This window comes from Clostridioides sp. ES-S-0010-02, from assembly GCA_020641055.1.
Taxonomy (GTDB): domain Bacteria; phylum Bacillota; class Clostridia; order Peptostreptococcales; family Peptostreptococcaceae; genus Clostridioides.
The window spans coordinates 2,338,628-2,361,282 of record CP067345.1; the positions used below are offsets into that span (position 1 = coordinate 2,338,628).

The window sequence follows — 22,655 nt, forward strand, 5'->3', positions numbered from 1 at the left end:
TCACCTCTAATTCCAAAAATCTATTATTATTTGATTTAGTTCATTGTCAATTATACTGTTTATTTCATCAACACTTTTTGCTAGCATAAAAACACCTTCAACAAACTGTATACCACCCTGTTTTGGTCTATAGTTTTCACTAGTTCCTGTTCCTTGCCTAGTTCTATGTCCAAACTCTAGATGTCTAATATACTCTGTGTTATTAAAAACAACTCCATCAAAAGTGCCAAGCTCCTTGTATTGCCAATTTTTTCTTGCTGTTCCACCATTTTTTTCAGCGACTGGTGTTTTCTGTTTTACTTTTCTAAGAAGTTGATTACCTATTCTATTTTTAGCTTTTCTAATGTTCTTAGTTAATTCTTTTTCTTGTCTCTCTAAATCTCTTATCAAGTCATCTAGACTATTAAACTCTATCATTAGTATCTTTCCTTTAGAGTTAGATTAGTTTGCAAGTGGCTTAAATGAGGGAAGGGTTTAGATGCAATGAAAGTTTCTATATTTCCATTTTCTAAAGTTATATCAAGTATATCTCCAACCTGCAAATCTATATTAGGTCTACAATATAATTCAAAGACTGAAATAGAACTTGTTATATCTGTATCTGTAATATTAGGTACATTTCCATTTACAGCACATGGTATATCTTCTACAATTACAACATTCTCATCAAAATCCGTAACTCCTGTTTCCTCGTTTTTAATACTTGCACATCTTCTTATTGTCATTTTACAAAAGTATGTCAGTGCTAGTATATCTGCTTCTGTCATATTACCACTTCACTTTTCTAAAATTATTTAAAATATTCTTATCTTTTTGAGATAATTTTATTTCCATTAATTCATCTGTTGTTTTAGCTGTTGCAACATTGTAAGTAACAGAATAACCACCCCTAGAAACTGAACTAACTTTGCCATTATCAGCACTATTATTACTTAATAGTGTTTCTTTTAATTTAACAATGACTTTATCTTCTATGATATTTTCAAGAGTATCATTAAGTGTTTCTATATTGCAGTATGCAAGAACTAGAGTAGTGTATTTTTTAATGTACAACTTTATTAAATTATCATGAGTATCATCTTTTAAATTTAGAATTAACTTTATATTTTCTAACATCTAACCACCTCAAATAAAAATAGAGAAACTAAATATTATTTAATTTCTCTATTAATTCATCTTTTTTCAGTTTTGAATAACCTTCTATACCATTTTCTTTTGCTAAGCTTTTCAGTTCTTCAAGAGTTGAATTTTCTATATCAATACTTTTCTTATCTTCTAGTAACTTAAATCCATCTTGTATTAGCTTATCTTTTAAAAAAGAATCTTCTACTCTACGTTCTATATTTTCTTTAATTAATATAAACATTTAAATCACTTCCTAAGCTGTAGGTTTGGCATCTTTAAAATTAGCATATACAGAGTTAACTTTGTTATCAAGGACCCACAATTCATGGTATCTTCTATAGTCCATAGACCATCCATCTGCTGTTTGATTTGTATCAGGGTCAAAGATTCTCATTTTATCTTGTTTTGTAACAGCGATAGGCACATCTATTGGAGCTATTATAAAGTTAGCATCTATTGCTTTTGTCCCTTTTGAATAACCTCCCTCTGTCTGGTTAGAAGAAGTACCATCATTAAGTATTATTGATGAATACATTCTGTTTTGAGGTGTTTTTATAAGAGGGCATCCATCAATTGAAGGTACTTGTGTTTCTATACCACCTTGTATAAAAGTAACAGAAGATAGCTTTTCTAACACTTTTTCTTCTACTGCAAACATACTATCATAATTCAAGTGACAAACTAAAGGTCCATTATATCCATTTTCTCTAATTACTTTTATACCAGCTTTTATCTTATTTATTATTGTACTTGAATTTACTGTGTATCCATATTCAACGTTAGTGTCTCCTGCTACATTCATAGCAGTAGTAGCTAACTTACTTAGTCTGTAAGCATCTATTTCCGGAATAACTTTTAATCTTTGGAACTCTCCCATAATATTTGTTGCAGTTACCAAAAAGTTAGTTTCATCCACATCCATAGAATCTAATGTGAATTTTCTTCCTCTATCTTGTGTCATAACCTTAGTTTCATATTCAAATTTAACATCCCCATTAACATAAGCATCAGACGAACCTCTTGCATAATCTCCTAAGCCATCTGTAGAAAGCTTACCTATTTTTACTTCTTTTCCTCCTGTGTATTTTATTTGTTTTGCGTTAGAATCCATCCATCCAGTTAATAATTCTTGTGTTACTTGTTTGTCTAAACCTTGTTGTAGAGCTTGCCCATACGCTAATATATTAGCCATATAATCATCATCCTTTCTTAATCACATTAATTTATTTAACTCCTAATATTTCATTTACCATAGCTTCCATATTTACATTCTCGTTTGTTTCTCCACTACCACCTGGTACATACTTGTAAAAAGGCTGTGTATTTGTTTGTTTAGCAGTTTCAGTAACATTAGATTCAAACAAATCTTGGTAGCTTTCTTGCAACTCTTTTAATTGTTCCTCTATGCCTGTTATTTTGCCATCCTCACCCACACTTATTTTTTCTAAGTCAAACTTATTTGTCAATAAATCAGTATGCTTAGCTTTGTTAGTTAATAAAGCTTTCTCAACAGCACTTAATTTTCTTGTCTTTATACTCTCACTTTGCATTTTTTCAACTTCTAACTTGTGATTTTCTTCTATCTTTTTAATTTCTGTTTGATGCTCTGTTTTAAGCTTCTCAATATCATCTTGAGTCATTTTACCATTAAAGCTTTTTATAGTCTTATCAGCTTCTTTTAATTGTTCATTTACCTTATTGAAAGTTTCTTTAGGTACTGCGTGTTTGGGAAATTCAGCATTAACACTTTTTAATATTTCCTCGATATCAAGCTTATTTTCTTCGATTTTAATACCTTCTAATATTTTTCTTAACCATTCCATTTAATCATCATCCCTTCTTATCTTCTCTATAGATTTTTATAGTTGCCCTCCAACTGCGAGAGTTTCTTTGTTCTTTATGCTCTACAACTTTTTTAAAAAGAGCAAAATAAAAAAGCCTCTATAGACTTTTATGTTTTCTTAGCTCATCATTTAATTTTTTCAAAAGTTCATTAGAAACTTTATTTATAGCTACTTCATATTCTTTTTTTAAACTTTTTAGATATATTTTTAAAACCATATCACTTATTAAACTTATAATAAGTATTATGTTTACAACAATACTTATTATTTGTAGTATTAACCAACTCATTTAAATCACCTCATTTTATAAAATAAAAAGCATACTATATATAATCAATTTCATTGTCTTCAATATAATCACTAATTACTATAGATTGGACATTAGACATATTAAACATAACTGTTTTTTCTTCATCTTCAAAAGCTCTCAAACAATCTATATCTGATTGAGAATCAGAAAAACAAGTTACTAATTTATCAGCTATATGTTCTTTAACTATGCCAAATATACAATCATTATTTTTAAAATGTATGTCATATTTTTTGAGCTTTTTATCTTCTTTTGAAACTATAAGTTTTTGTGATTTTAATTCTTTAAGTAACTTTTCATTTACTTCTTCTACACTTTCAGATTTTGATATTGTTGGTATATTTATTTTTACTTCATTTACCTTTTCTCTACCAAATATTCCATTAATTTTTTTCTCTAATTTGCCTGCTGCTTCATTAAATGTTTCAATTTCTTTTGTAGCACTTTTTATATTTTCCTCAAAATCTGTTGTATCTAGTTCCAACTTAGCTGAAAGTTCTAATTTATTCTTCTTGTTGTTATCCTCATCAACATATCTATGTCCTTTTTCAATATTTTCAGTATAGTTTCTTATATCCTCAATAGTTGCAGTATATTCAACTTTTTGATATATATCATCAAATAATTTAAAGTTGCAAGAGTTTATTTCTCCATGCGAATTTCTGATTATATAATCATCAAGCTCTCCTCTCCACAATCCTCTTTTCTGAGTTTTTATCATCAAAATCGGTTTTTTAATATATTCACCCTCCTGAACATATTCAGTTGAAATAATTTTGTTTTCAACTGCTTCTGATACCCATTTTGGTATTTCTTCTTCGTCTCCAAATCTGAAAACTTCTACTACATCTGATTTCTTCACAAATTTAGCCATTTATTCATCCTCCTCAATTCCTATAAGTCTAATTTTATTTTCGCTATTCTTTAATTTTATCTCCTCACATGCTATATCCTTTGGGTACTGTAACTCCTCAATAATATCAAATTTTATTTCTTTTTCATCTTTTATTCTATTTAATAACTCTTTTTTTTGTTTTATACAGAATTTAGTCATATCTTAAACCACCTAGCAATAAATTTGCATAATAAAAGCACTTACTATTTAAACTTAGCAAGTGCTTTTTATATAACTTCTATACTTTTTATTTCATCTTCTTGAAAAGATACCAAGCAATCATTTTGTTTTAAGCCAATCTCATCTATTTCATTATCACTGTCTATAGCTGGTGTATAAGTTTTTACATAACCAATCCATTCTTTATTGTCTATATCTATAATTTTAACTTTCTCACTCATATAATTAATTAAATTTTTACTCATCCTTTTCAACTCCTTTCATTGTTGGCACTATATGAGTACCATTTTTACTACTATAGTGTATATAAAACTTATTAGTTGCTGTTTCTTCTCCTGTTAGATTGCTTATATTTACACCTATATTTTTTTCACATGTTATTAATTCTTTATTTTTAAACTTACTATTTCTATCAAGTTCCAATATTCCTGTACCTGCATATTTGTTAATGAGTTCTTGAGCTTCTTCTTTTGATACTGTTAAATAACTTCTTCCTTCTGTATAATTATTATGGTCCTTAAAATGTTTTCCTTGTTTGCCGTCATGGATATTTAGGTTGTATTTACCCTCTTTTATATCTTTCTTTATACTATCTATTATAACATTATTTTTATTTTCTTTCTCTTTATTTATAGTAACTTCAACATGAGTTTTATACCATTCATTGTATGACATATTTGAAGGAACTTCATATGTCTTACCTTTTGGCAATCTTGCTGTTCTTGTTTCTTTTTCATCCTCAAAATATGGAATAGTCGTACATCGACATCTAGGATGGAGTGGAGGATAATTTTCTCCTTCTTTTGCTTCTTTAACTAAATATACTTTCATATCTACATTTCTACATCTTTTACAAGTATTATCCTGTAATGTTGCTAAAAATTGATATTTGTCTACTTCTTGGCTTTTATATGCTCTTTTATCAGCTTCTGACATAAAATGAGAATGTTCAGTCTGAACTAATCTTATTGCATTTTCATAGCTAGAGTCCATTTTCTCTGACACTCTATTAGCAATCTTTTTCAAACTTTCCCCTCTTATAACCATCTGAGTGACTTCTTCCTTAATGACTTCACTTAATAAATCTCTATTCTTCCATATCCTTTGCGAAAAACTTTTGCCGCTCCAAGGGTATGTAATTATATCTCTTACAGTTTCTTTATTAAGCTTAGTAAAACTTACACTAACACCTGCATACTTTTGTATCTCATATATACTCTTATAGTAACTATCTTTTACAGATTCCTCTAATAGCTTTTCTACTCTATTATTTTGAATATCAAATGTATTATATATCTCTTTAGATATTTGATAGAATAGTTCTTCTAATCGATTTATTCTACTCTTCATAGCTAATGTATTAAGTTCTAATAGTAATCTTTCATCACCAGTTTGTTCTATTAATTTAATATATTGCTTAATGCCCATACGCCATGCCTTAAACTCATTATTAGTTAAATATTTTTGTGTTTCTGCATATGTTAGTTTATTTTGCTCAGCATATTTGTAAAATAAATTAGCAATTTCTTTTTCTATATTTTTCATTGCAATTTTATATTGTTTATCTAGTTCATTTAATACCTCTTTTTCATCTTTTAATCTTGCATTTAATCTTTGCTTTTCTCTTTCTTTCCAATATTCAGTATTATTATTTTCCATATTAAATACCTACATTGAACCTTCAAGTATTTTTTTAGCTTCATCTTTTGTCACACCTATAGCTATAGATATTACATTTATAGCTTGACCTAATGTTAGTGTTCCTGCTGAATATTGAGACAATACACCTACCAGTGATTGTGTCTGAGCACCATTTAGAGTTTTTCCTGCAACTTCTTCTACATTGTCTATTGTGTCATTTACACTTTCTTTTTCTTCTACATTCTTTTTTTCATTCGGTAAATCGTCAAAGTTATAATCATCAGAAACTAAAGCTGCTTGCGTTTGTTTTTCTTCTAAATAAAGTCTCTCAGCTTCCTCGGGGTCGTCAATCCAAGGATGATGTCTAAAAATAATTTTGGTAGGTATTATTCCCATGCTTTTGGTTGCTATGTCTGCATCTTCTAAATCATTAGACATCATGTTACGTGTATATGTCTGTTGTACCTTTTTATAATTTGTAACTCCTAAAAAACATAGTATAGCTTTAATTAGCTTATCAAAAGAGGTTCTAAACTCAGTTTCAAGTAATCCACTTTTTAGTTCTAGCTTTCTATAAAAGAATTTAAGTGCTACACCACTTGCATTGCCAAAGCTCTCAGTATCCTGTTGTAGTCCTTGACCGCTTTCATATATTTGCTTTTTAAGTATCTCTAATATTATACGTCTAGCTTCTGTGGGGATTTCTATTTGCATAGTTTTAAGACCGCCACTATCTCCTTCTGAGTCCGTTTCAGTCTTTATTGTTTTATATCTCTTTAATTCCTTTAAGAACTCTGATGTATCTTCTCCGCCAAAATTTTCAAGTATATAAATTATTTGTTGTATATCCTCTAAATCATTTGCAAAACCACTCATAACTCGGTCGTATAAGTCCAATATTTTTTTATACTTAGATAAGTCACTTTGTTTTTTTATATTGTTAGCAAATTCAATAAAAGGAACTGAATTAAATCTATGTTGTACTGTTATATGCTCTATTTGAGAACCACAACACGATACTCCAAAGAATTTATATTTATTTAATACTTTATCTGTCCAAAATTCAACATAAGTATATGTTTGTTTCTGTATCTGTCTTTCTACATCTTCTAACTGAACATAATATCTTATAACAGCTTCTAATTCTCTTTCAATACCATTTCTGTATATAGGAATAATTTCTTCTGTATTCACTACCCCATACTTGAATGTTTGGGCTATTATCTGTTCATTACTATATTCTTCATCTATCCAATAATGCAACCATGCTGTGCCACAATTTGATGCTTCTATAGCTAAATTCTTAGCTTTTCTAGTAAACTCATTCCCTAGAACATCTGTTACTTTCTCATTCAATTCCTTGTTATTGTCAATGTCAAATAAAACTGGATAAGTAAACATATAAGAAGCTTTTTCATCAACAAGTATTTCATGAAAGTTATGACTAATTCTATTGTCAGCATTTCTGAGAGGATTTTCGTCTCTATTTTGAACAACTACACCCTTTTTCAAGATATCATTTTCATTATAATAATATGATTTAGCTTGTAATATTTCTTGTCTTCTAGCTATATCAGCATTTATTATACTTCTTATTTTTTCTAACTCCACATCATCACCACCACCTATATTACTTAAATACTGATAATCCTTGACCTTTTAGTGCCTTTTCTGCAACTCCTGTTGTAGCGTCAGGTGCATCATCATGTTTATTTTTTCCTTCTCTTTGATAACTCACCATCGCCTTATAATAATCTTGCCATTTATCTCGCCAATTAACTGGAAAATATATATGTTCCATTACCCACGAACTGTTAGATAAGATTCTAGCTTCTTTATTTTTCGATTGATGAAACCATTTAATAATAGTTTTATTACTTTTAAACTTTTCTTTCAATATTCTTTGTACATTTCTTGCAAAAGCTCTACCACCACTATTACTTTCTATATCGGCTTTGTTAACTTCATTTTCATAGAACATCCTAGCTGTTTTATACTCTGTTATTTCCATACTTTCCTTAGTGTATAAAACATCTAGTATATAAGCTTCTTTGTTATATACTCCATATACAATAGCACACAAATAATCTGCTCCCTCATCTGCTGTATCTACATAAGCTTTTATAGATGTAAACAATATATTTCCCTTATCATCAGTAGGAGGCTTGTTATACGTCTTAAATCTAGTGTATAAACATCCTTTAAGGTCAATAGGCTCTTGTTGATAGTTAGCACTTGCAATATCTTCGCCCATCGCTCTTATTTTTGATTTATAACTATTTAGAGATAGCACTTCTTCACAAAGCATGTTGCCATCTTCTAATGCTTTCATATTAATATGTTTTACTTTCTTACCTTCTTCTTTATAATGTTCTAATGCTCTACCAGCCAAGTCCTTACTAGACCATCTAGTCATTATGATAATTATTTTTCCATTCTCCTCGAGTCTTGATAGCATAGTATTAGTAAACCAATCCCAGTGTTTTTCAAGAACATTTTCGTTGTAGGCTTCCTCTGCATTTTTAATTAAATCATCTATAATCATCAAAGAACATCCAAAGCCTGTTGCTGTGCCACCTGGAGACGTTGCCAAATAATTATTATAACCACCTTCCAATGACCATAAATTCATAGCTCCATCACCATGTTTGATTTTTGTGTTAGGAAATATATCACTATAGATAATAGTGTCTATATCAGCTTTTTCTTCTTGAATAGCATTTCTGACATTCTTTGAAAACATAGTTGAAAGAGTTTCATTATAACTACCAGTCATTATTTTTTCATTTTTATTTTTACCTAAAATCCATTCTACGAATAAACCTGCACTTCTACTCTTCCCATGCCTAGGTGGCATATTTATAATTAAAACTTCATCATCTGAATAATAAAAATCTTGAAGCTTATTACAGGTTTCAACTAAATACTCTCTATCTTCTTTATAAAAGTTTGGTGCTAATAAATTGCAATAAAAAAAGAAGTCTCGCCTTGCAAGTTCTTTCTTGGCTTCTAGTGCTATCAATTTATTGTTAATCATCTAAACTCGCCAACTTTTTCAACTCCTCTAAGGATAATTCTTTGAACATATTTTCACTTTCATTTTGACCTAGACTATGATTTTCTAATTCAAATTTCTTTCTATCTATCTTCATTTTCTCTAATGTTTCAATACATTTTCTTTTTTTATCTTGAATTTTAGTTAGTTCAGCTTCTAATTTCTGTATAACCTCAAAAGTGGAAACACCTCTAGTTACCATTTCTTCTTGAACTTGACCATCTTTTAATACATTTCCAGTAATCTCTAGCCTTCTTTTATTAACACTTTCAAGGCTTATACCATCTGTTTTTTGAGTGTATTCCTTTATTCTAGCCATGTGCCTATGTTCTCTTATAGTAAGTAAATCTATTTCTAATTCTAAATCATATATTTTATCACTACTTTTATTTTTTATTAACTCTAACTCTTTATCTGTCAAAGTATCAAAATAAATTTGTTCAAAGATACCATGCTTAAAATTATTTTTATTTCTTAATGGAGCACCATGCCCTTTTGCATTAGAATTGTTAGGCTGACCACCTCTTTTTGCCGAACGCTCGTTATTATTTTCCGAACGTTCATTATCCCAATTATAAGTTTTTTTCCATCTTCTTACTGTTCCATCTGGTATATCTAATTTTTTAGCAATCTCAACTAATTTCAGACCTTTTAAATATAATTTTCTTGCTTCTTTTTCTTTCTCATTTGGTGCTCTAGCCACATCACCACCTCATTGTTCGTTTGAATCTTATTTTTTATTATGAAGCTTGTTTATCTACTTTTATTTCTTTATTTCTAGTTAATAAATAGAAGAATGGAGTATCTGCTAAAGCTAAGAAGAACTTAACTACATACTGACTTAATATCATAGTTAATATACTTGGTACAGTACCCCAAAAACCAATCGTAATGAAAATAGCTGTATCTATCAACTGACTTAACATAGTACTAGCATTGTTTCTCAACCACTTATGTTTTCCATTAAATCGCTCTTTAAGCTTATGAAATATAAATACATCATTCGATTGAGCTAATATATAAGCTATTAAACTAGCTAATACAAACCTTACATTCTGCCCTAACACTACTTTTAGATTACTTGAATAATCTTGTGCAAAACTTGCACTTGGAAGGGCTATTGCTATTGTAATTAATAAAAGACTAAATAACTGCATTAAAATACCTCTTTTGACTGTTCTGTTAGCTTCTTCTTTGCCCCATATTTCTCCAATGACATCTGTACACAAAAAAGTTAGTGGATATGCTACAACCGCGGCAGGAACAATTAACCCAAATACATCAATCACCTTTCCTGCAACAATATTAGAAACCACTAAGCTTGTTACAAATACACAATTTAATAATGTTAAATTTCTTTCTGTCTTTTTCACCATCTCACTCCATCCATATATTTTTGATATTTAACCCACTCGCACATGCTATGAGCTACTAATTTTTTTAAATCAGTTTTCTTATTACCTTCTTTTTCTAACCTTCTTATATGTATATCTCCATTTTTAAATGTATATAATTGCTGACCAATACTTGCCCCTATAGTCCAACTACTGCTGTCAACACTATAAAACTTAAATGATTTTAATATCTTCGTCTTAGTAAAGCCTAGTCCATGCACTTTTACACCTTTTTGATAAGCATACTCGACCATTTTTTGTATTAAAGGATACTCTTGTTTTTTTATATCATTTATTGCAAATCCTCCAACTGCAATATATTTATATGTTGCACATAACTTTTTCCAGTATTCTACTCCCCGACTTTTATGCCATACAGGTATACATTGTCTGCCTACTTCATTTTCTATTTTTTTAGTCCATTTTTCTACTTGCTCTAACCCAAAAATATTGTCTACATCCACTTCAAAGAAATATTTTATGTTGTATTTTTTTATAAACTCTATATATCTATCAATATAGTTTTCCATTCCTTCTTTTGAGATTTCTGTGCCATTCATAAAAGAAAAAGCACCCGAATCTAATAAAAAATTCTCATTTCCTACTATTTGCAAAGCTTCTAGGCATGTTTTCTCTTTATTAAAAAAAGTTTCTAAGATATATAAAGGTTTACATTTCTCTATTGTTTCTAATCTTAATTCTTTATTCATTCCACTTTTTGTTGCAGCAAGAAAAATCCTCATTATACTTCAAACTCCTCATTACAATGTGGACATTTCACTATTTTAGCTTTTTTCTCTTTTTCTTCTAATTCTTCATCCAATATAAAATCTGCATCAATAACTCCTAAATCTTCAAACATGTGTATGTTAAATCCCAAATTACTCATATCAATATTTTCTATTTCAGCTAATTCTTTTGTCAATTTATCAAACTCCCAGTCTGAAAATTCTCCAACTTTATTGTCAGCTAATCTATATGCTCTTATTTCTTCATCTGTTAAATCTTCTAAAACCATACATGGCACTTGCTTCAAACCAAGTATTTTAGATGCTTCATACCTTGTATGCCCTGTAACAATTATATTGTTTTTATCAATTGTAATTGGATTGTTAAAACCAAATTCTTTAATTGAATTAACTACTTTTTCAACTGCATACTCATTGTTTCGAGGATTATTTTCGTATGGTTTTATATCTTCTAAATTAAGATAAACAACTTCTCTTTTGTTCATTTTAAGACCTCCTTTTTAAAATTTAAATATAATAAAAGAGTCACCTGCAAAGATGACTCTTTAAACTAAACACTCATATTTTTCTTTAAACTCTTTTATAGCTTCATTCCAAGCTTCTTGCTCTGTTATTCCTTTTTCTATAGCAATTTTCTGTGCTATATCTCTAATTAACTCAGCACCTTCTAATATCCCCACATTAACTCACATCCTCTTTTTTATATAAAATACAACAATTAAATCCATTTTCCTTCTTAAAAAAAATAAAAGACTAAGCTTACCCAAACTTAGTCTTTTTATGAGGGAGGTACATATTCTTTAAGGGAGCAAGTTCTAGGAATCGAACCTAGATTAAACACCAGCACCTGCATGGTGAGTGAGGTTACCAAGCCCCACTCTTTTTAGACTTCTGAATTAAGATACAAAATATAAAATTTTGCCCTCAATTTCTCTACTTTTTAGTGTATCCGTTGATTAATATTTAAACATAGTTAGAATTGAACTAACAGCATCCTCATGCCCTGCCTAGTCTGTTCATAGTGACTAGGGCAATCCCTTAACCCTAGCCAATTATTTAGTTTTGAGAGGGAAATCTTTCATTTCCACAATACTATTATCTCATGTCTAAAATTAAAAAAACGGCACATTTTTGGCAATTAAAATTCATAGTCTAATTTAGTCTGTAATCTAACAATTCAAAAAGTGGTTCCTGCTCTATTAATGCTTTCTTTCCAAATAATGCTATTGATATTGAATTTATAGCTTGATTAGCTCTTTCTCTCAATTGTCTTTCTTCTAAATATACCTTATCAACTATTAAACTCAATTCTAAGCCTTCAATATATTTGTATGTTATGATTTGTTTGTGTATAGGTTTTAAATTCCTTATAGCTAAATCTATGGTAGATTTAATTATTTCTGACTCATATAACTCTATTTCTTTTTCTGTTATTAAGTCTGATACATTAACAATAGCATCCTCAATCATATTACTAGTTTTGTTTGTTTTTCCTGTTTTGACACTATCATAACTTATAGCTTTTGTTAAATCTCCAACTGAATTATCTTTCAACATTTGTATTTCATTTTTTAATTTTATTATATTTGCATTTAATTGTTTGTAATTAGAAAGTTGTTTCTTAGTTGCATTAAAAAACTCTTTTTTAGTTTTAGACATACTCACACACTCCTATCAATTATTTATGTTATAATAATATTTGTATATAAAAGTTTTATATTTTTGACAAGTGGAGTGTGAAAGCACTCCTTTTTTCTTTATTACTAAATACTATGCTTTAAAATTTATTGTTTCAATTTCTTCTAACAGTTCCTGCAACTTTGTATCATGAGATTCAATAATTTCTAAATTAGTTTTAGTAAACTCACACTCAATACATACTATATCAGTCCATTCTTGAAGTGTTGGATTATTCTTTACAACTTTACCAGTAAATTTACCAGTTGTTTTGTTTATTTTTTTAATAATCTCATATCCATAATTTTGTATGAATATTAGTTGCCCTCCACATTTTGGACAAACAAATTTTTTTAAATCTTTTTTATTGTGTTGCATACTAACAACTCCTTTTAAACAACATCTTCTAGTACAACCTCAACCCTTGGCTTATCACTAAAATATTTACTAGCCACTACCTCAACTATCTGTGTATCATCCTTATACGCTATCTCATTAAGTGCATCAGCCACAATCTTAACAACATTATCAATATCTGGTTTCTTACTAGGTCTTAACACATTATTTCTTTTCTGCTCTTTAACCTTTTTACTGTTACTTTTAGCTATAGAATAATAGCACCTTAAAGTCATTTTTATATAACCTGTAAAATGATACTTAACTTTAGATTGATATAGCCACTTTATAAGATTCTCATAATTTTTAGTTTTCTGTGGAGTATGAGTTCTTTTAGTAGCCGAATTAAATCTTGGTCTCTCTTTGCCAACTGGTTCTCCATCTATTACAAGAAAAACTTTCATTACTCTCTCCTATTATTTAAATAAACTAAGTTGCTTATTAGTTTCAAAATTGGTCCACAATACTTCTTTTCTTAATCTGCCTTGTTCTGCGTATGCCCTAAATTCTAATTTGTTCCAACTTTTAAGCATACAATTATACAAGTTAGAATCATATCCACTTATTATTGCAGGACCAGCGTGATTTAAAAGCACTTTTAATAATTTTTCATGTTCTTCTGTTTCCATTTCGATATTGTACATTTTCTGACTTCTTGTTTTTAGCAGATAAGGAGGGTCTGCATATATTAAAGAATCGCTTTTGTTATATTTTTTTATTAAGTCTATAGCATCTCTGTTTTCTATTTCTGCATCTTTTAATCTTATAGCTGTATTTAAAATATAATCAGGTAAATCATTCCACTTACCTATAACTTTTTGAAAATTAGTTTTACTTAGTTTAGGTCCTGCATGTCTCCACCCAGTCTTATATTTTTGTAGCCCACCTCGAGACATATTAGTTCTTACTATAAATTTTCTAGCTTTTTCTATATCATTATCAGTTTCCTTAAAATTGCAATTGCTTATATACTCATCTCTTGCATATGGAGTAAAGTATATAGCATTTGCTAATTCAACTGGCTTATCTCTTATACATTTGAATAAGTTTACAATCTGTCCATCTGCATCATTCAATATCTCTGTGTTACATATTTCTTTATTAAAAATACCGCTCCACTTCCAAAAAAGGTTCTAAGTATATATTATGTTTTGGAAGTATACTTATTATGTTATGTGTCACACTCCATTTCCCACCTGGCCAATTCAAAACCTTATTCATTTTTTCACCTTCTTAGCCTTCTTCCTACATTCTTTACAACAATAAACACCCTTAGATTTTTCATCAAGATAAAATAACTTACCACACCAACTACATCTTATTCGTTTCATAAACTCACTCCCTAGTCACAAAACATTTATTTTATTCCTAAAACAACATATCCATTTTGAAGATAATCGCTATTATCAAGTACATAAGTAATTTCTTTTCGTGTCTCAAGACCTGTATATTCCTTTCCATCAAACTCCTGTAGTACCAACAAATCACCTTTTTTAAAGTTTCTATCATTCTTTCTAACCTCAAAAGTTTTGTTCCCATTTACAACTTCTTTAAAATATTGGGGTAGTATTTTTAATTCATGTATCATACAATCACCTCTTTATAAGTCAAAGTAAGTCTATAGACTTTTAGTTTCATTCACAAACTTACCTTGACTATTTATTTTACAATTATTTAGTTGGAACTGCATTATCCTCTATTTCCCAAAGATGAAAGCAATTTTCATGTAAATTTATATATTCTTCTTTTGGTGGTAATATCTGTACTATAGTCTTATTTGGTTTCATTAATTTATATCTAACATACTTAATTTCATTCCAATTAGGAAATCTTTTTTCATTTGATATAGTTAGATGCTCTTTTCCATTTTCAACTGAATATATAACATTGCTCCCAGTATCCATATTATATATTTTCACATTTTTAGCCCCTAATCTTTCAAGCGATTCTTTTGCAAGAATGGACCTATCATTTTTATTCTCAACTAATAACATTTTATTCCCTCCAAATTTTATAAATAATTTTCTGCTTCCTTCTTCAACCATATTTTATGTGCTGTATCACAATCTTTACTTTCACAATCTCTCTTATTATTTTTACAGCTTTTACAAATTTCTTTACTAAATTGCTGATAACTTTCTTTCTCTGTGATATTCTTTGACTGGCACATTTCTTTGCTACCATATGTGCAGTGAATTCTTTTATTTTCTAACAACAATCCCATTTGCCATCTTAGTATATATTCAGACATTTGTTCCACCCTCTATCTTAATAATTTTCTCTATTTGTCAAGTTATAATCATCCGAACTATTGCCTAAATCTAAAATTATTTTTGAACCATGAGCAAATATTTTAAATAATAAATCTCCAAAACCATCAAATCCACTTATTATATCCTTAGATGATATTTCTCTATTTTCGTGTCTATATGATGCAATAGTTCCGTCTTCTCTCAATAGTATGGAGTGCTCGCATCTGTATTTACTTTTATTTGGTTCTTTATCAATTTTAATCCACCCTGAACCATATTTATTTTCATCAAGAATAAATGTTATGCAATCTTCATCACCTTCATATTCATTAATATCATATTTATCCATTTTTAACATTTTCAACAATTCGCTCATTTTGTATTCTTTTTCAGCACCTACAAGCATGTTATCTAAATTTCTTTTTAAGTGTTCAATAGCTTCTACCTTCATTGTCATATCAATCTTTTCTTTTACTGTAGTTGCTACAAGCACATTATATTTTTGTATATCTAATTTATCTAAATTTATATTTATATTTTCACTTAGATGTTTTTCAATCTTTTTACTAAAATCACCCCAATTTCCAAAAACCTCATTCACAACTCTTTTTATCGTTTCTTCTAATTGTTTTTTAACTGTTTCCTCTACAAATCCACTTTCTTCTAATTCCGCTAGTGCATCATTCATAATTTTATTTAAATCCATTATATTATTCCCCTCTCTATTTTCATTTTTAAGAGTCGCAAAACACTTAAACAATATTTATATTAAGATAAATTTTGCAACTCTCTAAACTGTTTTTGTTAGATATTTTCACTTATATTTCTTCTAACATTTCCTCGAGTTTATTTTTTAATAAATCATATTTTTCTTTAGTTTCTAAATCTAATATTCTAACTCTTCCTTGCTCTGCTATAATAGCCATATTTGAACTTTCACATATCATCTGTATATAATTTACAGAAGCATTTATCATTTCTAATCTATCATTCATTATTAAACCCTCTCATGTTATCACAATTTTCACACTCTTTTAGATTCAATCTATACTCATAAATCCTGCCTACTACAATGCCTATCCCTAACAACATTAACCCTCCTAAGATATTCATTTTTCAACACCTTCTCTATTTTTATAATATTTTCTTCTTCTATCTAAAATGTTTTTGTAACACTTTTTATCACATGTATCAATTTCTTTTGAGCAATACTCGCATAACTCATTAGACTGTATAAATTTCCTCATACTTTCACATTTTTCACAGTTTTTAGCTCTCAGATGATTCTCATAAATCCTACCAGCTATAAAACTTCCTACTATAAGTATTAAACCACCTAAGATATTCATTTTTCTAACATCCCCTCATATTCGTATCTACTTAATATTTTTATAGCTATATCAATAGCTTTATTTACAGAACACTTTTTCTTTTTTATTATCTTTTCTGCTAATTTAATTACTTGTTCTACATTTGCTAATACCATCTGTCACTCCTATATTTCATTCCATCTTAGTTTTGCGTACTTAATATCATATTTACCTTCATATAACGTATTTTTATTCAAACAATAACTAATTGTAGTAGGTGAACATTTAAGTATTTTAGATAATTGAGACATATTCCCTAGTCCAATTCTTCTGTTTGTATTTATATCAACAATTTCTACATTCTTCTTTTTAATTCTTTCCTCTACAAAACTCAATACTGCATCTTCAAACTCAAAATAATGTTCATCATTTTTAAAACCTTTTCTTCTATAAACCTGTGATTTTATAAAATACTCTAAATCACTACCCCATACCATTCCTTCATTTACTAATTGATAAGCTATTTCAGAAGCTCTCTGTCTAGCTGTTTTACTCAACATTTCCTTAACCCCCTATTCAACTGGCATTTCAAACACTTTTTCTTTGTAATACCTAACTCCATCTTTATTTATAATGTCAAACTTAGTTGCTGCAATAATAGCATCCTGTATTTCATTTAATACTTCAAAAGCCCTTTTTTCATCCTCATACTTGCCTATTTCTTTAAAATTATCTATATCTCCAAACATTGCATATATATATTCCTTATCAACATTTATCCAATTAGCTTTTACTAAATCAGTTTTATCTTGGCTTCTAATTATTATCATTCCCAATACCCCCATCATCACATTTTCTTAATAATTCTTCTAAGCAACTCTTACATATAGTAATTACAAATTCTCTGCCATACAAATCCATGACCTTAGCATTTGTAAATTTATCATCGTAACTGTCAACTAAAAACTCTCCACAAACGCTACATATAGCTGTTCTGCTCATTCCTATCCCTCCAACACTTTAGGCTTTCTTATCTTTTCTAACATCTCAGGATTTTCGTATATATTTCCAATAATCTTAAAATTAATGACGTGGCCAGCTAAGCTTTTTTTAGATAAAGAAATTTTTTCTTCCAATAAATCATTTGTAGCAATAAATCTACCATCTAAAAACTTAACCTCACATAAAAATTTAAATTCACGTATTAAATCATTACACAAAACAATATCACCCTCATACATTTTTCTTTCATTGCAATCTTTCAAATCTGCATAATTATTCCATTCTCTAAATTTTAACTCCATTTTTTATACCTCCAATATTTTTAACTTCTAGGAAGTAATCTTGTATAATTTCTCCCTAGATTATTTAATTTATCCAAATTTACTTTCTTCAAGTTGACCTCTTGTAGCCATGTTTTTTAATTCCTCATCTGTATATTGTCCAAAGGTTTCATTGAAATTATGAAACTTATTTTTATTGAATTTACTTTGTATAGGCTTGTAATCTTCTTCTAATGCTTTTATAAGATAACCTGTGATACTTTTTACTCCATCTGTATTTTTAACCAACCTTAGTTTTTCTTCTAAGTAGTCATTTCCTCTACCTGTATGTATAAATACATCAATGATTTTTTCAATGTCTTTAGATTCTAAATCAAAATATCTTTTTATGTTATCCACAACCACCGTAACATCTTTATTGTTGTTGTTATTATTATTGTTATTGTTATTGTTATTGTTATTCCCCTCGTCACGAGCTTCGTTACGTACACCGTTACGGAGTTCGTTAAAATATTCTTCAAATATCTGTTTGAATTTCTTATTTTCTATATGTTCATAAATAAGTGATAGCAATGATTTGTCTTTAATATCTCTCAATTCTTTCCTTACACAATTTTCCATGGGAGTACCTGCTCTATTGAGATTATACTTAGCCCAATTCTTAATTGCTATTTCCCTAGTTTCAGAATTATATTTTATAAGTTGGTGATGATTAATAAATCTATCCATAACTGCACTTGTAGATTCTAACGTCCAACCTATTTCAAAAGCTATTTGTTTTTTAGTTATCGTATATATTCCAATTTGAGTAGTATGAGGATTAGTCAATAAATACATATAAAATAGCTTATCTTCTACTGAAAATTCTTCTTGTATCTTTGGGTCAGTCCAAAAATTTGTATATACTTGCCTAAAAAGTGGCATTTTATCACCTCTAATCTATAAATAAATTTCTAGCCCTTTCTCAGCTACAACAACTGGTATTCCTAAATTCTTTTCTATCTCTTTTATAAATAAATTCTTATCACTGTTATCTTCACTTAGATGTAGTAAAGTAATTGTTTTTATATTGCTTAAATCATTAGCTTTTAAAAAATTAATTACATTACTTAACTCAAAGTGACTTTTAACTATTCTATTTCTCAAATAAATCTTATTTTTGTTGTTGTCTAATAAATCTTTACTATAGTTACATTCAATCATGATGTGATTTAAATTCTTAAAGTTATATTCACAATAGTAACTATCTGTGATGAAAAGTAGATTACCAATTTCTCCATGATTTATTAAAAATCCAAGCGGCTCTACTGCATCATGTTTAGTTGAGAAAGGCATTATATTAAAATTACCTATCTTAAATAACTTCTCATTTTCTATAACTTTAGTTCTATGACTTTCTATTTCTAAAGCTTCTAATGTTCCTTTGCTAGAATATACATCTATTCCATTATTTGTAAGCTCTACAATCGCTTTTGAGTGGTCTTTATGTTCATGTGTGGCCAAACACCCAACAACACTTTCTAAATTAAAATCTAAGCCTTTTAGTATCTCTTTGTAACTGACTCCACATTCTAAAATTAATGTCTCGTTTTCCAGTTGGAGCAAGTAACAATTACCTTTGCTACTACTCCCTAATACTTTAATTTTCATTAAAATGGCGGTGCTTCAAATTCCTGTTGTTTTACTTCTTCAGACTTAGACTCTTTGATTTCAATAGCTTTTTCTTTTTCTTCTTCTGCCAAAATATCTATCGTTTTTTTGTTAGCATTTTCTTCTATTTCTTCTTCTACTTGTCTGTCTACATACTCAACTGAATTATCATCTTTTATGACTGCTTGGTCAGTTTCAAGTGCCTTTTGCATTTCTATACTTAATATTCCGTATTTAGATAACAATCTTTTAAGTACTGTTTTAACTGCCATAGCATCAAAGTCAGTTGTCCAAAGACTTGATTTTACAACATAATCTTTATTGCTTTTATATGTTTGGCTGTATCTCTTAGCATACTTTTCCATATCTTCTTTACTCATATATAGAGTTTTTTCAAATCCATTTAGTAATTTAAAATACGCTATATATCCAACCACTATCTCTCCATCTATCTCGTCTTTATTTTCGTTAAATTCTATCTCTCCAGTTAGCCTATTAACTCTTTTAATCTCGCCCTCATAAATTTCTATTGCATTGATTGTTTTATACTGTCCTGTCCTCATAGCTAGTTGTATAAACCCTTTATATCCAATTTGAAATTGAGCTTCTTTAACTCCTTTGTTTACAAAAGGTACTAAGTAAGAAAATCCTAGATTTGGGTCTATTGGTAAATCTAAAGTTGCCGCAACCATGGCAGATTTTAAAATTGAATTAGGTTCTGCATCTTTTAAACTTGGTAAGTTAGATACATTAACGACTGATGCCATAAATGTATTAGCCTTGTCTTTTAATACCTCTTTAAATCTTTTCTTATAAGCTTCTGTAGATAGTAAATTCTTAACACTTACTTGTCTTTGTATTTCATTCGCCATATTAATTCACCCCTTCTATTTTTAATGGATTATTATTACTTACAACTAAATTTATCACTTGGCTATCAATATCAATCAAAGTATTCACGCTTTCCCTGTTATCAATAAAGATTGGCATCTTAACTTCAAAATGATTAGACAAAGTATTTATTATATCTAGCCCTCCGTTTATCTGTCCTGCTGTATTGACATTGCTGAAAGGCACACCATTTATTAAAGCTTCACAAGTTTCTTCAATGCCTCCATTTATTTGTTCTTTAAATAGCTTAAATGTTACATTTTTAAATTTACTACTTATATTACTTTCTAATAAACTAACTTTAGTCTTTATAAATAGCTCGCATAAGTTGAGTATTTTTTCTTGATGAGCTAGTTCTATGCCTAGTTCTTTTTCTTTTGCTAATAGTTGTTCTTTTCTATCTAATAATTCTCTGTTAATATCTCTTTTAGCTAGTTCTTTATTAAGAGACTCAATTTCAATCGTCAATTTTTTCTTATTTTCTTTTAGTTCATCAATGTTTTTTTCATCATCTTTATTGTTTATTTTTTCTTCTAGCTCTTTTATTTCTACACTAATTTGTTTTAATCTATTTTCTTCTTCTGCTATATATATCTCTGTAGATTTTGTATTTTCTAATTCTTTTTTTATTTTATCTATTAATATTGCTTTTTCTTGTATCTCTTTTAAGTATCCCCTTTCATCCATTTGTAGCTGTTCAATCTCTGCATTAAGCTTTTCTACTTCTTCCCCTTTAGACTTGCCTAATATTCCTATCTCTTTTAGTATTTTTACTTTATTTAAATTAAAGTTATCTAACATTTCTTTTTTCTTTGCTTCTATATCATCAACCTCTAAAGGTCTTTTGCAAGTTGGGCACTCTGTTTGCACAGTACTTAAATTTAACATTGTTTGACTTTCTTTAGACCATTCATTTCTAAGTCTATTTGTTTCTTCAACTAATTTATCTCTCGAATTTTCTTTTAGTTTTCTATCCCTTTCTGAATATATAAGGTTATTTCTTAGTGTTTGGACATTATAATTTAAACTTTCCTTTTCATTGATTAACTCATTTCTTTTTTTACTACCTCTTCCAGTAGCTGATTGTATTACTTTTAATGTCTCTTGTTTTAGTTCAAATATCTTTTCTTTATCTTTTAAAATCTGTTCATTTGCCTTTGTGCCACTTAGTAACTCATCCTCAATAGCTTCTAAATCAGCTTTTTTAGCATTAAGTTGAGCTTCAATTTCTTTAAAATCTACATCATACATTCCTCTGTCACATTCATTTATTCTTACTGGGATTTCTTCTTTTTCTTTAGATAGATTATTCTTAGTAGCTTTTCTATTTTTAATAATCTTGTCTATGTTATTTTCCTTTTCAAACTCTGTAATAAGTGGGGTTAACTCCTGCTTAGTTTCTATAATTTGTTCTGTTGTTATATCTCCACATACATTTAGAATTAATTCTCTACCTTTCTTCCAGTTAAGTTCATTTGAAAAAAAGTATGGATTAGTAAGTAATTTAAACTGGTATTCGTCTGCTATTTCAGCTATCTCTTTTACATATTCACTCTTTTTTATTGGAGTATCATTTATCATGTAAGTTGTTTCATTTTTAGTAAAAGTCGCTTCTGATTCCCCTCTTTTTCTAGTCCATTTTTCTTCATATTTCTTAGTTAACTTTATCTCTTTACTATTAACTTCTAATACTGCTGTTACAGTCGTCACAAGCCCTCTAATAACCTTATTGTTACTATTCAAAGGTTTTATCTCAAATACGCTTCTATTCTTGCTATCTTTATCAAACATCACCCATGTAAAAGCATCAAATATGCTTGTTTTACCAGTCGCATTTTCTCCAAACACATTAGTTACATTTTCAAAATCTATATGAAGTTCTTTTACTCCTTTAAAATTCTCTATATCTAAACTTTTTAATAAAATTGCTTTCATTTTAGTTCCCCCTTGTGCTATAATATAGCTACATAAATTTGATTTACCTTTTGATTAGAGCCAATCGT

The 22,655-nt window shown here is 28.7% G+C and carries 35 protein-coding genes and 1 pseudogene; all 36 read right to left on the reverse strand.

Annotation, left to right across the window (positions count from 1 at the left end; translation table 11 throughout):
* Positions 1–6: 6 nt before the first annotated feature.
* The 36 genes and pseudogenes from JJC01_10645 to JJC01_10820 all read right to left on the reverse strand — a co-directional run bounded on the left by JJC01_10645 (position 7) and on the right by JJC01_10820 (position 22,587).
* Positions 7–417 carry an HK97 gp10 family phage protein gene (locus tag JJC01_10645; GenBank protein UDN56657.1) on the reverse strand — a complete coding sequence of 137 codons (411 nt, stop codon included), beginning with the start codon at positions 415–417 and terminating at the stop codon, positions 7–9.
* Positions 417–767 (reverse strand): hypothetical protein, encoded by a 351-nt coding sequence (locus tag JJC01_10650; protein UDN56658.1) that lies wholly within the window; start codon positions 765–767, stop codon positions 417–419. Before JJC01_10650 ends, JJC01_10645 begins: the two co-directional genes overlap by 1 nt.
* Position 768: 1 nt before the next feature.
* Positions 769–1,116, reverse strand: a complete 348-nt coding sequence (locus tag JJC01_10655) for a phage head-tail connector protein (protein UDN56659.1) — start codon at positions 1,114–1,116, stop codon at positions 769–771.
* A gap of 28 nt (positions 1,117–1,144) precedes the next feature.
* Positions 1,145–1,366 (reverse strand): Rho termination factor N-terminal domain-containing protein, encoded by a 222-nt coding sequence (locus JJC01_10660; protein UDN56660.1) that lies wholly within the window; start codon positions 1,364–1,366, stop codon positions 1,145–1,147.
* A gap of 12 nt (positions 1,367–1,378) precedes the next feature.
* Positions 1,379–2,317: a hypothetical protein gene (locus JJC01_10665; GenBank protein UDN56661.1), complete on the reverse strand. Its 939-nt coding sequence runs from the start codon at positions 2,315–2,317 to the stop codon at positions 1,379–1,381.
* A 31-nt stretch (positions 2,318–2,348) separates the two neighbouring features.
* Positions 2,349–2,948: a phage scaffolding protein gene (locus JJC01_10670; protein ID UDN56662.1), complete on the reverse strand. Its 600-nt coding sequence runs from the start codon at positions 2,946–2,948 to the stop codon at positions 2,349–2,351.
* Positions 2,949–3,066: 118 nt separating this feature from the next.
* A complete protein-coding gene (locus tag JJC01_10675; GenBank protein ID UDN56663.1) occupies positions 3,067–3,258 on the reverse strand; it encodes a hypothetical protein in 192 nt (63 codons plus the stop codon).
* A gap of 34 nt (positions 3,259–3,292) precedes the next feature.
* On the reverse strand, positions 3,293–4,153 hold the full coding sequence (locus JJC01_10680; GenBank protein ID UDN56664.1) for a hypothetical protein: 861 nt from the start codon (positions 4,151–4,153) through the stop codon (positions 3,293–3,295).
* A complete protein-coding gene (locus tag JJC01_10685) occupies positions 4,154–4,333 on the reverse strand; it encodes a hypothetical protein (protein ID UDN56665.1) in 180 nt (59 codons plus the stop codon). It abuts the gene before it with no gap.
* 68 nt (positions 4,334–4,401) lie between these two features.
* On the reverse strand, positions 4,402–4,599 hold the full coding sequence (locus tag JJC01_10690) for a hypothetical protein (GenBank protein UDN56666.1): 198 nt from the start codon (positions 4,597–4,599) through the stop codon (positions 4,402–4,404).
* Positions 4,592–6,013: a minor capsid protein gene (locus tag JJC01_10695; protein UDN56667.1), complete on the reverse strand. Its 1,422-nt coding sequence runs from the start codon at positions 6,011–6,013 to the stop codon at positions 4,592–4,594. The genes JJC01_10690 and JJC01_10695 overlap by 8 nt, the downstream gene beginning before the upstream one ends.
* A 9-nt stretch (positions 6,014–6,022) precedes the next feature.
* Positions 6,023–7,606, reverse strand: coding sequence for a phage portal protein (locus JJC01_10700; GenBank protein UDN56668.1), 1,584 nt, complete (start codon positions 7,604–7,606; stop codon positions 6,023–6,025).
* A gap of 19 nt (positions 7,607–7,625) precedes the next feature.
* On the reverse strand, positions 7,626–9,032 hold the full coding sequence (gene terL, locus JJC01_10705; GenBank protein UDN56669.1) for a phage terminase large subunit: 1,407 nt from the start codon (positions 9,030–9,032) through the stop codon (positions 7,626–7,628).
* Positions 9,025–9,753 carry a helix-turn-helix domain-containing protein gene (locus tag JJC01_10710; protein ID UDN56670.1) on the reverse strand — a complete coding sequence of 243 codons (729 nt, stop codon included), beginning with the start codon at positions 9,751–9,753 and terminating at the stop codon, positions 9,025–9,027. The genes terL and JJC01_10710 overlap by 8 nt, the downstream gene beginning before the upstream one ends.
* A gap of 37 nt (positions 9,754–9,790) precedes the next feature.
* On the reverse strand, positions 9,791–10,423 hold the full coding sequence (locus tag JJC01_10715) for a queuosine precursor transporter (GenBank protein ID UDN60159.1): 633 nt from the start codon (positions 10,421–10,423) through the stop codon (positions 9,791–9,793).
* Positions 10,420–11,187 carry a hypothetical protein gene (locus JJC01_10720; GenBank protein ID UDN56671.1) on the reverse strand — a complete coding sequence of 256 codons (768 nt, stop codon included), beginning with the start codon at positions 11,185–11,187 and terminating at the stop codon, positions 10,420–10,422. The genes JJC01_10715 and JJC01_10720 overlap by 4 nt, the downstream gene beginning before the upstream one ends.
* Complete coding sequence (locus tag JJC01_10725) at positions 11,187–11,678, reverse strand: ParB N-terminal domain-containing protein (GenBank protein UDN56672.1); 492 nt, start codon at positions 11,676–11,678, stop codon at positions 11,187–11,189. The genes JJC01_10720 and JJC01_10725 overlap by 1 nt, the downstream gene beginning before the upstream one ends.
* Positions 11,679–12,345: 667 nt before the next feature.
* Complete coding sequence (locus JJC01_10730) at positions 12,346–12,852, reverse strand: hypothetical protein (protein UDN56673.1); 507 nt, start codon at positions 12,850–12,852, stop codon at positions 12,346–12,348.
* 111 nt (positions 12,853–12,963) lie between these two features.
* Positions 12,964–13,248, reverse strand: coding sequence for a hypothetical protein (locus tag JJC01_10735; protein UDN56674.1), 285 nt, complete (start codon positions 13,246–13,248; stop codon positions 12,964–12,966).
* 14 nt (positions 13,249–13,262) lie between these two features.
* A complete protein-coding gene (locus tag JJC01_10740; GenBank protein UDN56675.1) occupies positions 13,263–13,670 on the reverse strand; it encodes a RusA family crossover junction endodeoxyribonuclease in 408 nt (135 codons plus the stop codon).
* A 12-nt stretch (positions 13,671–13,682) separates the two neighbouring features.
* Positions 13,683–14,487, reverse strand: a pseudogene (locus tag JJC01_10745) (DNA adenine methylase).
* 136 nt (positions 14,488–14,623) lie between these two features.
* Positions 14,624–14,854 carry a DUF3850 domain-containing protein gene (locus JJC01_10750; protein UDN56676.1) on the reverse strand — a complete coding sequence of 77 codons (231 nt, stop codon included), beginning with the start codon at positions 14,852–14,854 and terminating at the stop codon, positions 14,624–14,626.
* A gap of 82 nt (positions 14,855–14,936) precedes the next feature.
* The gene (locus JJC01_10755; protein UDN56677.1) at positions 14,937–15,260 is read right to left on the reverse strand and encodes a DUF1827 family protein; all 324 of its coding nucleotides are present in this window, start codon (positions 15,258–15,260) and stop codon (positions 14,937–14,939) included.
* A 17-nt stretch (positions 15,261–15,277) separates the two neighbouring features.
* Entirely contained in the window at positions 15,278–15,490 is a 213-nt protein-coding gene (locus JJC01_10760) for a hypothetical protein (protein UDN60160.1), read from the reverse strand.
* Between the two features lie 44 nt (positions 15,491–15,534).
* On the reverse strand, positions 15,535–16,224 hold the full coding sequence (locus tag JJC01_10765; GenBank protein UDN56678.1) for a hypothetical protein: 690 nt from the start codon (positions 16,222–16,224) through the stop codon (positions 15,535–15,537).
* A 112-nt stretch (positions 16,225–16,336) separates the two neighbouring features.
* Positions 16,337–16,513 (reverse strand): hypothetical protein, encoded by a 177-nt coding sequence (locus JJC01_10770; protein UDN56679.1) that lies wholly within the window; start codon positions 16,511–16,513, stop codon positions 16,337–16,339.
* Between the two features lie 114 nt (positions 16,514–16,627).
* Positions 16,628–16,867: a hypothetical protein gene (locus JJC01_10775; GenBank protein UDN60226.1), complete on the reverse strand. Its 240-nt coding sequence runs from the start codon at positions 16,865–16,867 to the stop codon at positions 16,628–16,630.
* Positions 16,864–17,004 carry a hypothetical protein gene (locus tag JJC01_10780; GenBank protein UDN56680.1) on the reverse strand — a complete coding sequence of 47 codons (141 nt, stop codon included), beginning with the start codon at positions 17,002–17,004 and terminating at the stop codon, positions 16,864–16,866. The genes JJC01_10775 and JJC01_10780 overlap by 4 nt, the downstream gene beginning before the upstream one ends.
* 9 nt (positions 17,005–17,013) lie before the next feature.
* A complete protein-coding gene (locus JJC01_10785; GenBank protein ID UDN56681.1) occupies positions 17,014–17,388 on the reverse strand; it encodes a hypothetical protein in 375 nt (124 codons plus the stop codon).
* A 12-nt stretch (positions 17,389–17,400) separates the two neighbouring features.
* Positions 17,401–17,658 carry a hypothetical protein gene (locus JJC01_10790; GenBank protein UDN56682.1) on the reverse strand — a complete coding sequence of 86 codons (258 nt, stop codon included), beginning with the start codon at positions 17,656–17,658 and terminating at the stop codon, positions 17,401–17,403.
* Positions 17,645–17,830, reverse strand: a complete 186-nt coding sequence (locus JJC01_10795) for a hypothetical protein (protein UDN56683.1) — start codon at positions 17,828–17,830, stop codon at positions 17,645–17,647. Before JJC01_10795 ends, JJC01_10790 begins: the two co-directional genes overlap by 14 nt.
* 2 nt (positions 17,831–17,832) lie before the next feature.
* Positions 17,833–18,132: a hypothetical protein gene (locus JJC01_10800; protein ID UDN56684.1), complete on the reverse strand. Its 300-nt coding sequence runs from the start codon at positions 18,130–18,132 to the stop codon at positions 17,833–17,835.
* A 69-nt stretch (positions 18,133–18,201) separates the two neighbouring features.
* Entirely contained in the window at positions 18,202–19,035 is an 834-nt protein-coding gene (locus JJC01_10805) for a hypothetical protein (protein ID UDN56685.1), read from the reverse strand.
* A 15-nt stretch (positions 19,036–19,050) separates the two neighbouring features.
* Positions 19,051–19,761 (reverse strand): MBL fold metallo-hydrolase, encoded by a 711-nt coding sequence (locus tag JJC01_10810; GenBank protein UDN56686.1) that lies wholly within the window; start codon positions 19,759–19,761, stop codon positions 19,051–19,053.
* Positions 19,761–20,633: a recombinase RecT gene (locus JJC01_10815; protein UDN56687.1), complete on the reverse strand. Its 873-nt coding sequence runs from the start codon at positions 20,631–20,633 to the stop codon at positions 19,761–19,763. Before JJC01_10815 ends, JJC01_10810 begins: the two co-directional genes overlap by 1 nt.
* 1 nt (position 20,634) lies before the next feature.
* The gene (locus tag JJC01_10820; GenBank protein ID UDN56688.1) at positions 20,635–22,587 is read right to left on the reverse strand and encodes a DUF2813 domain-containing protein; all 1,953 of its coding nucleotides are present in this window, start codon (positions 22,585–22,587) and stop codon (positions 20,635–20,637) included.
* Positions 22,588–22,655 lie beyond the last annotated feature (68 nt).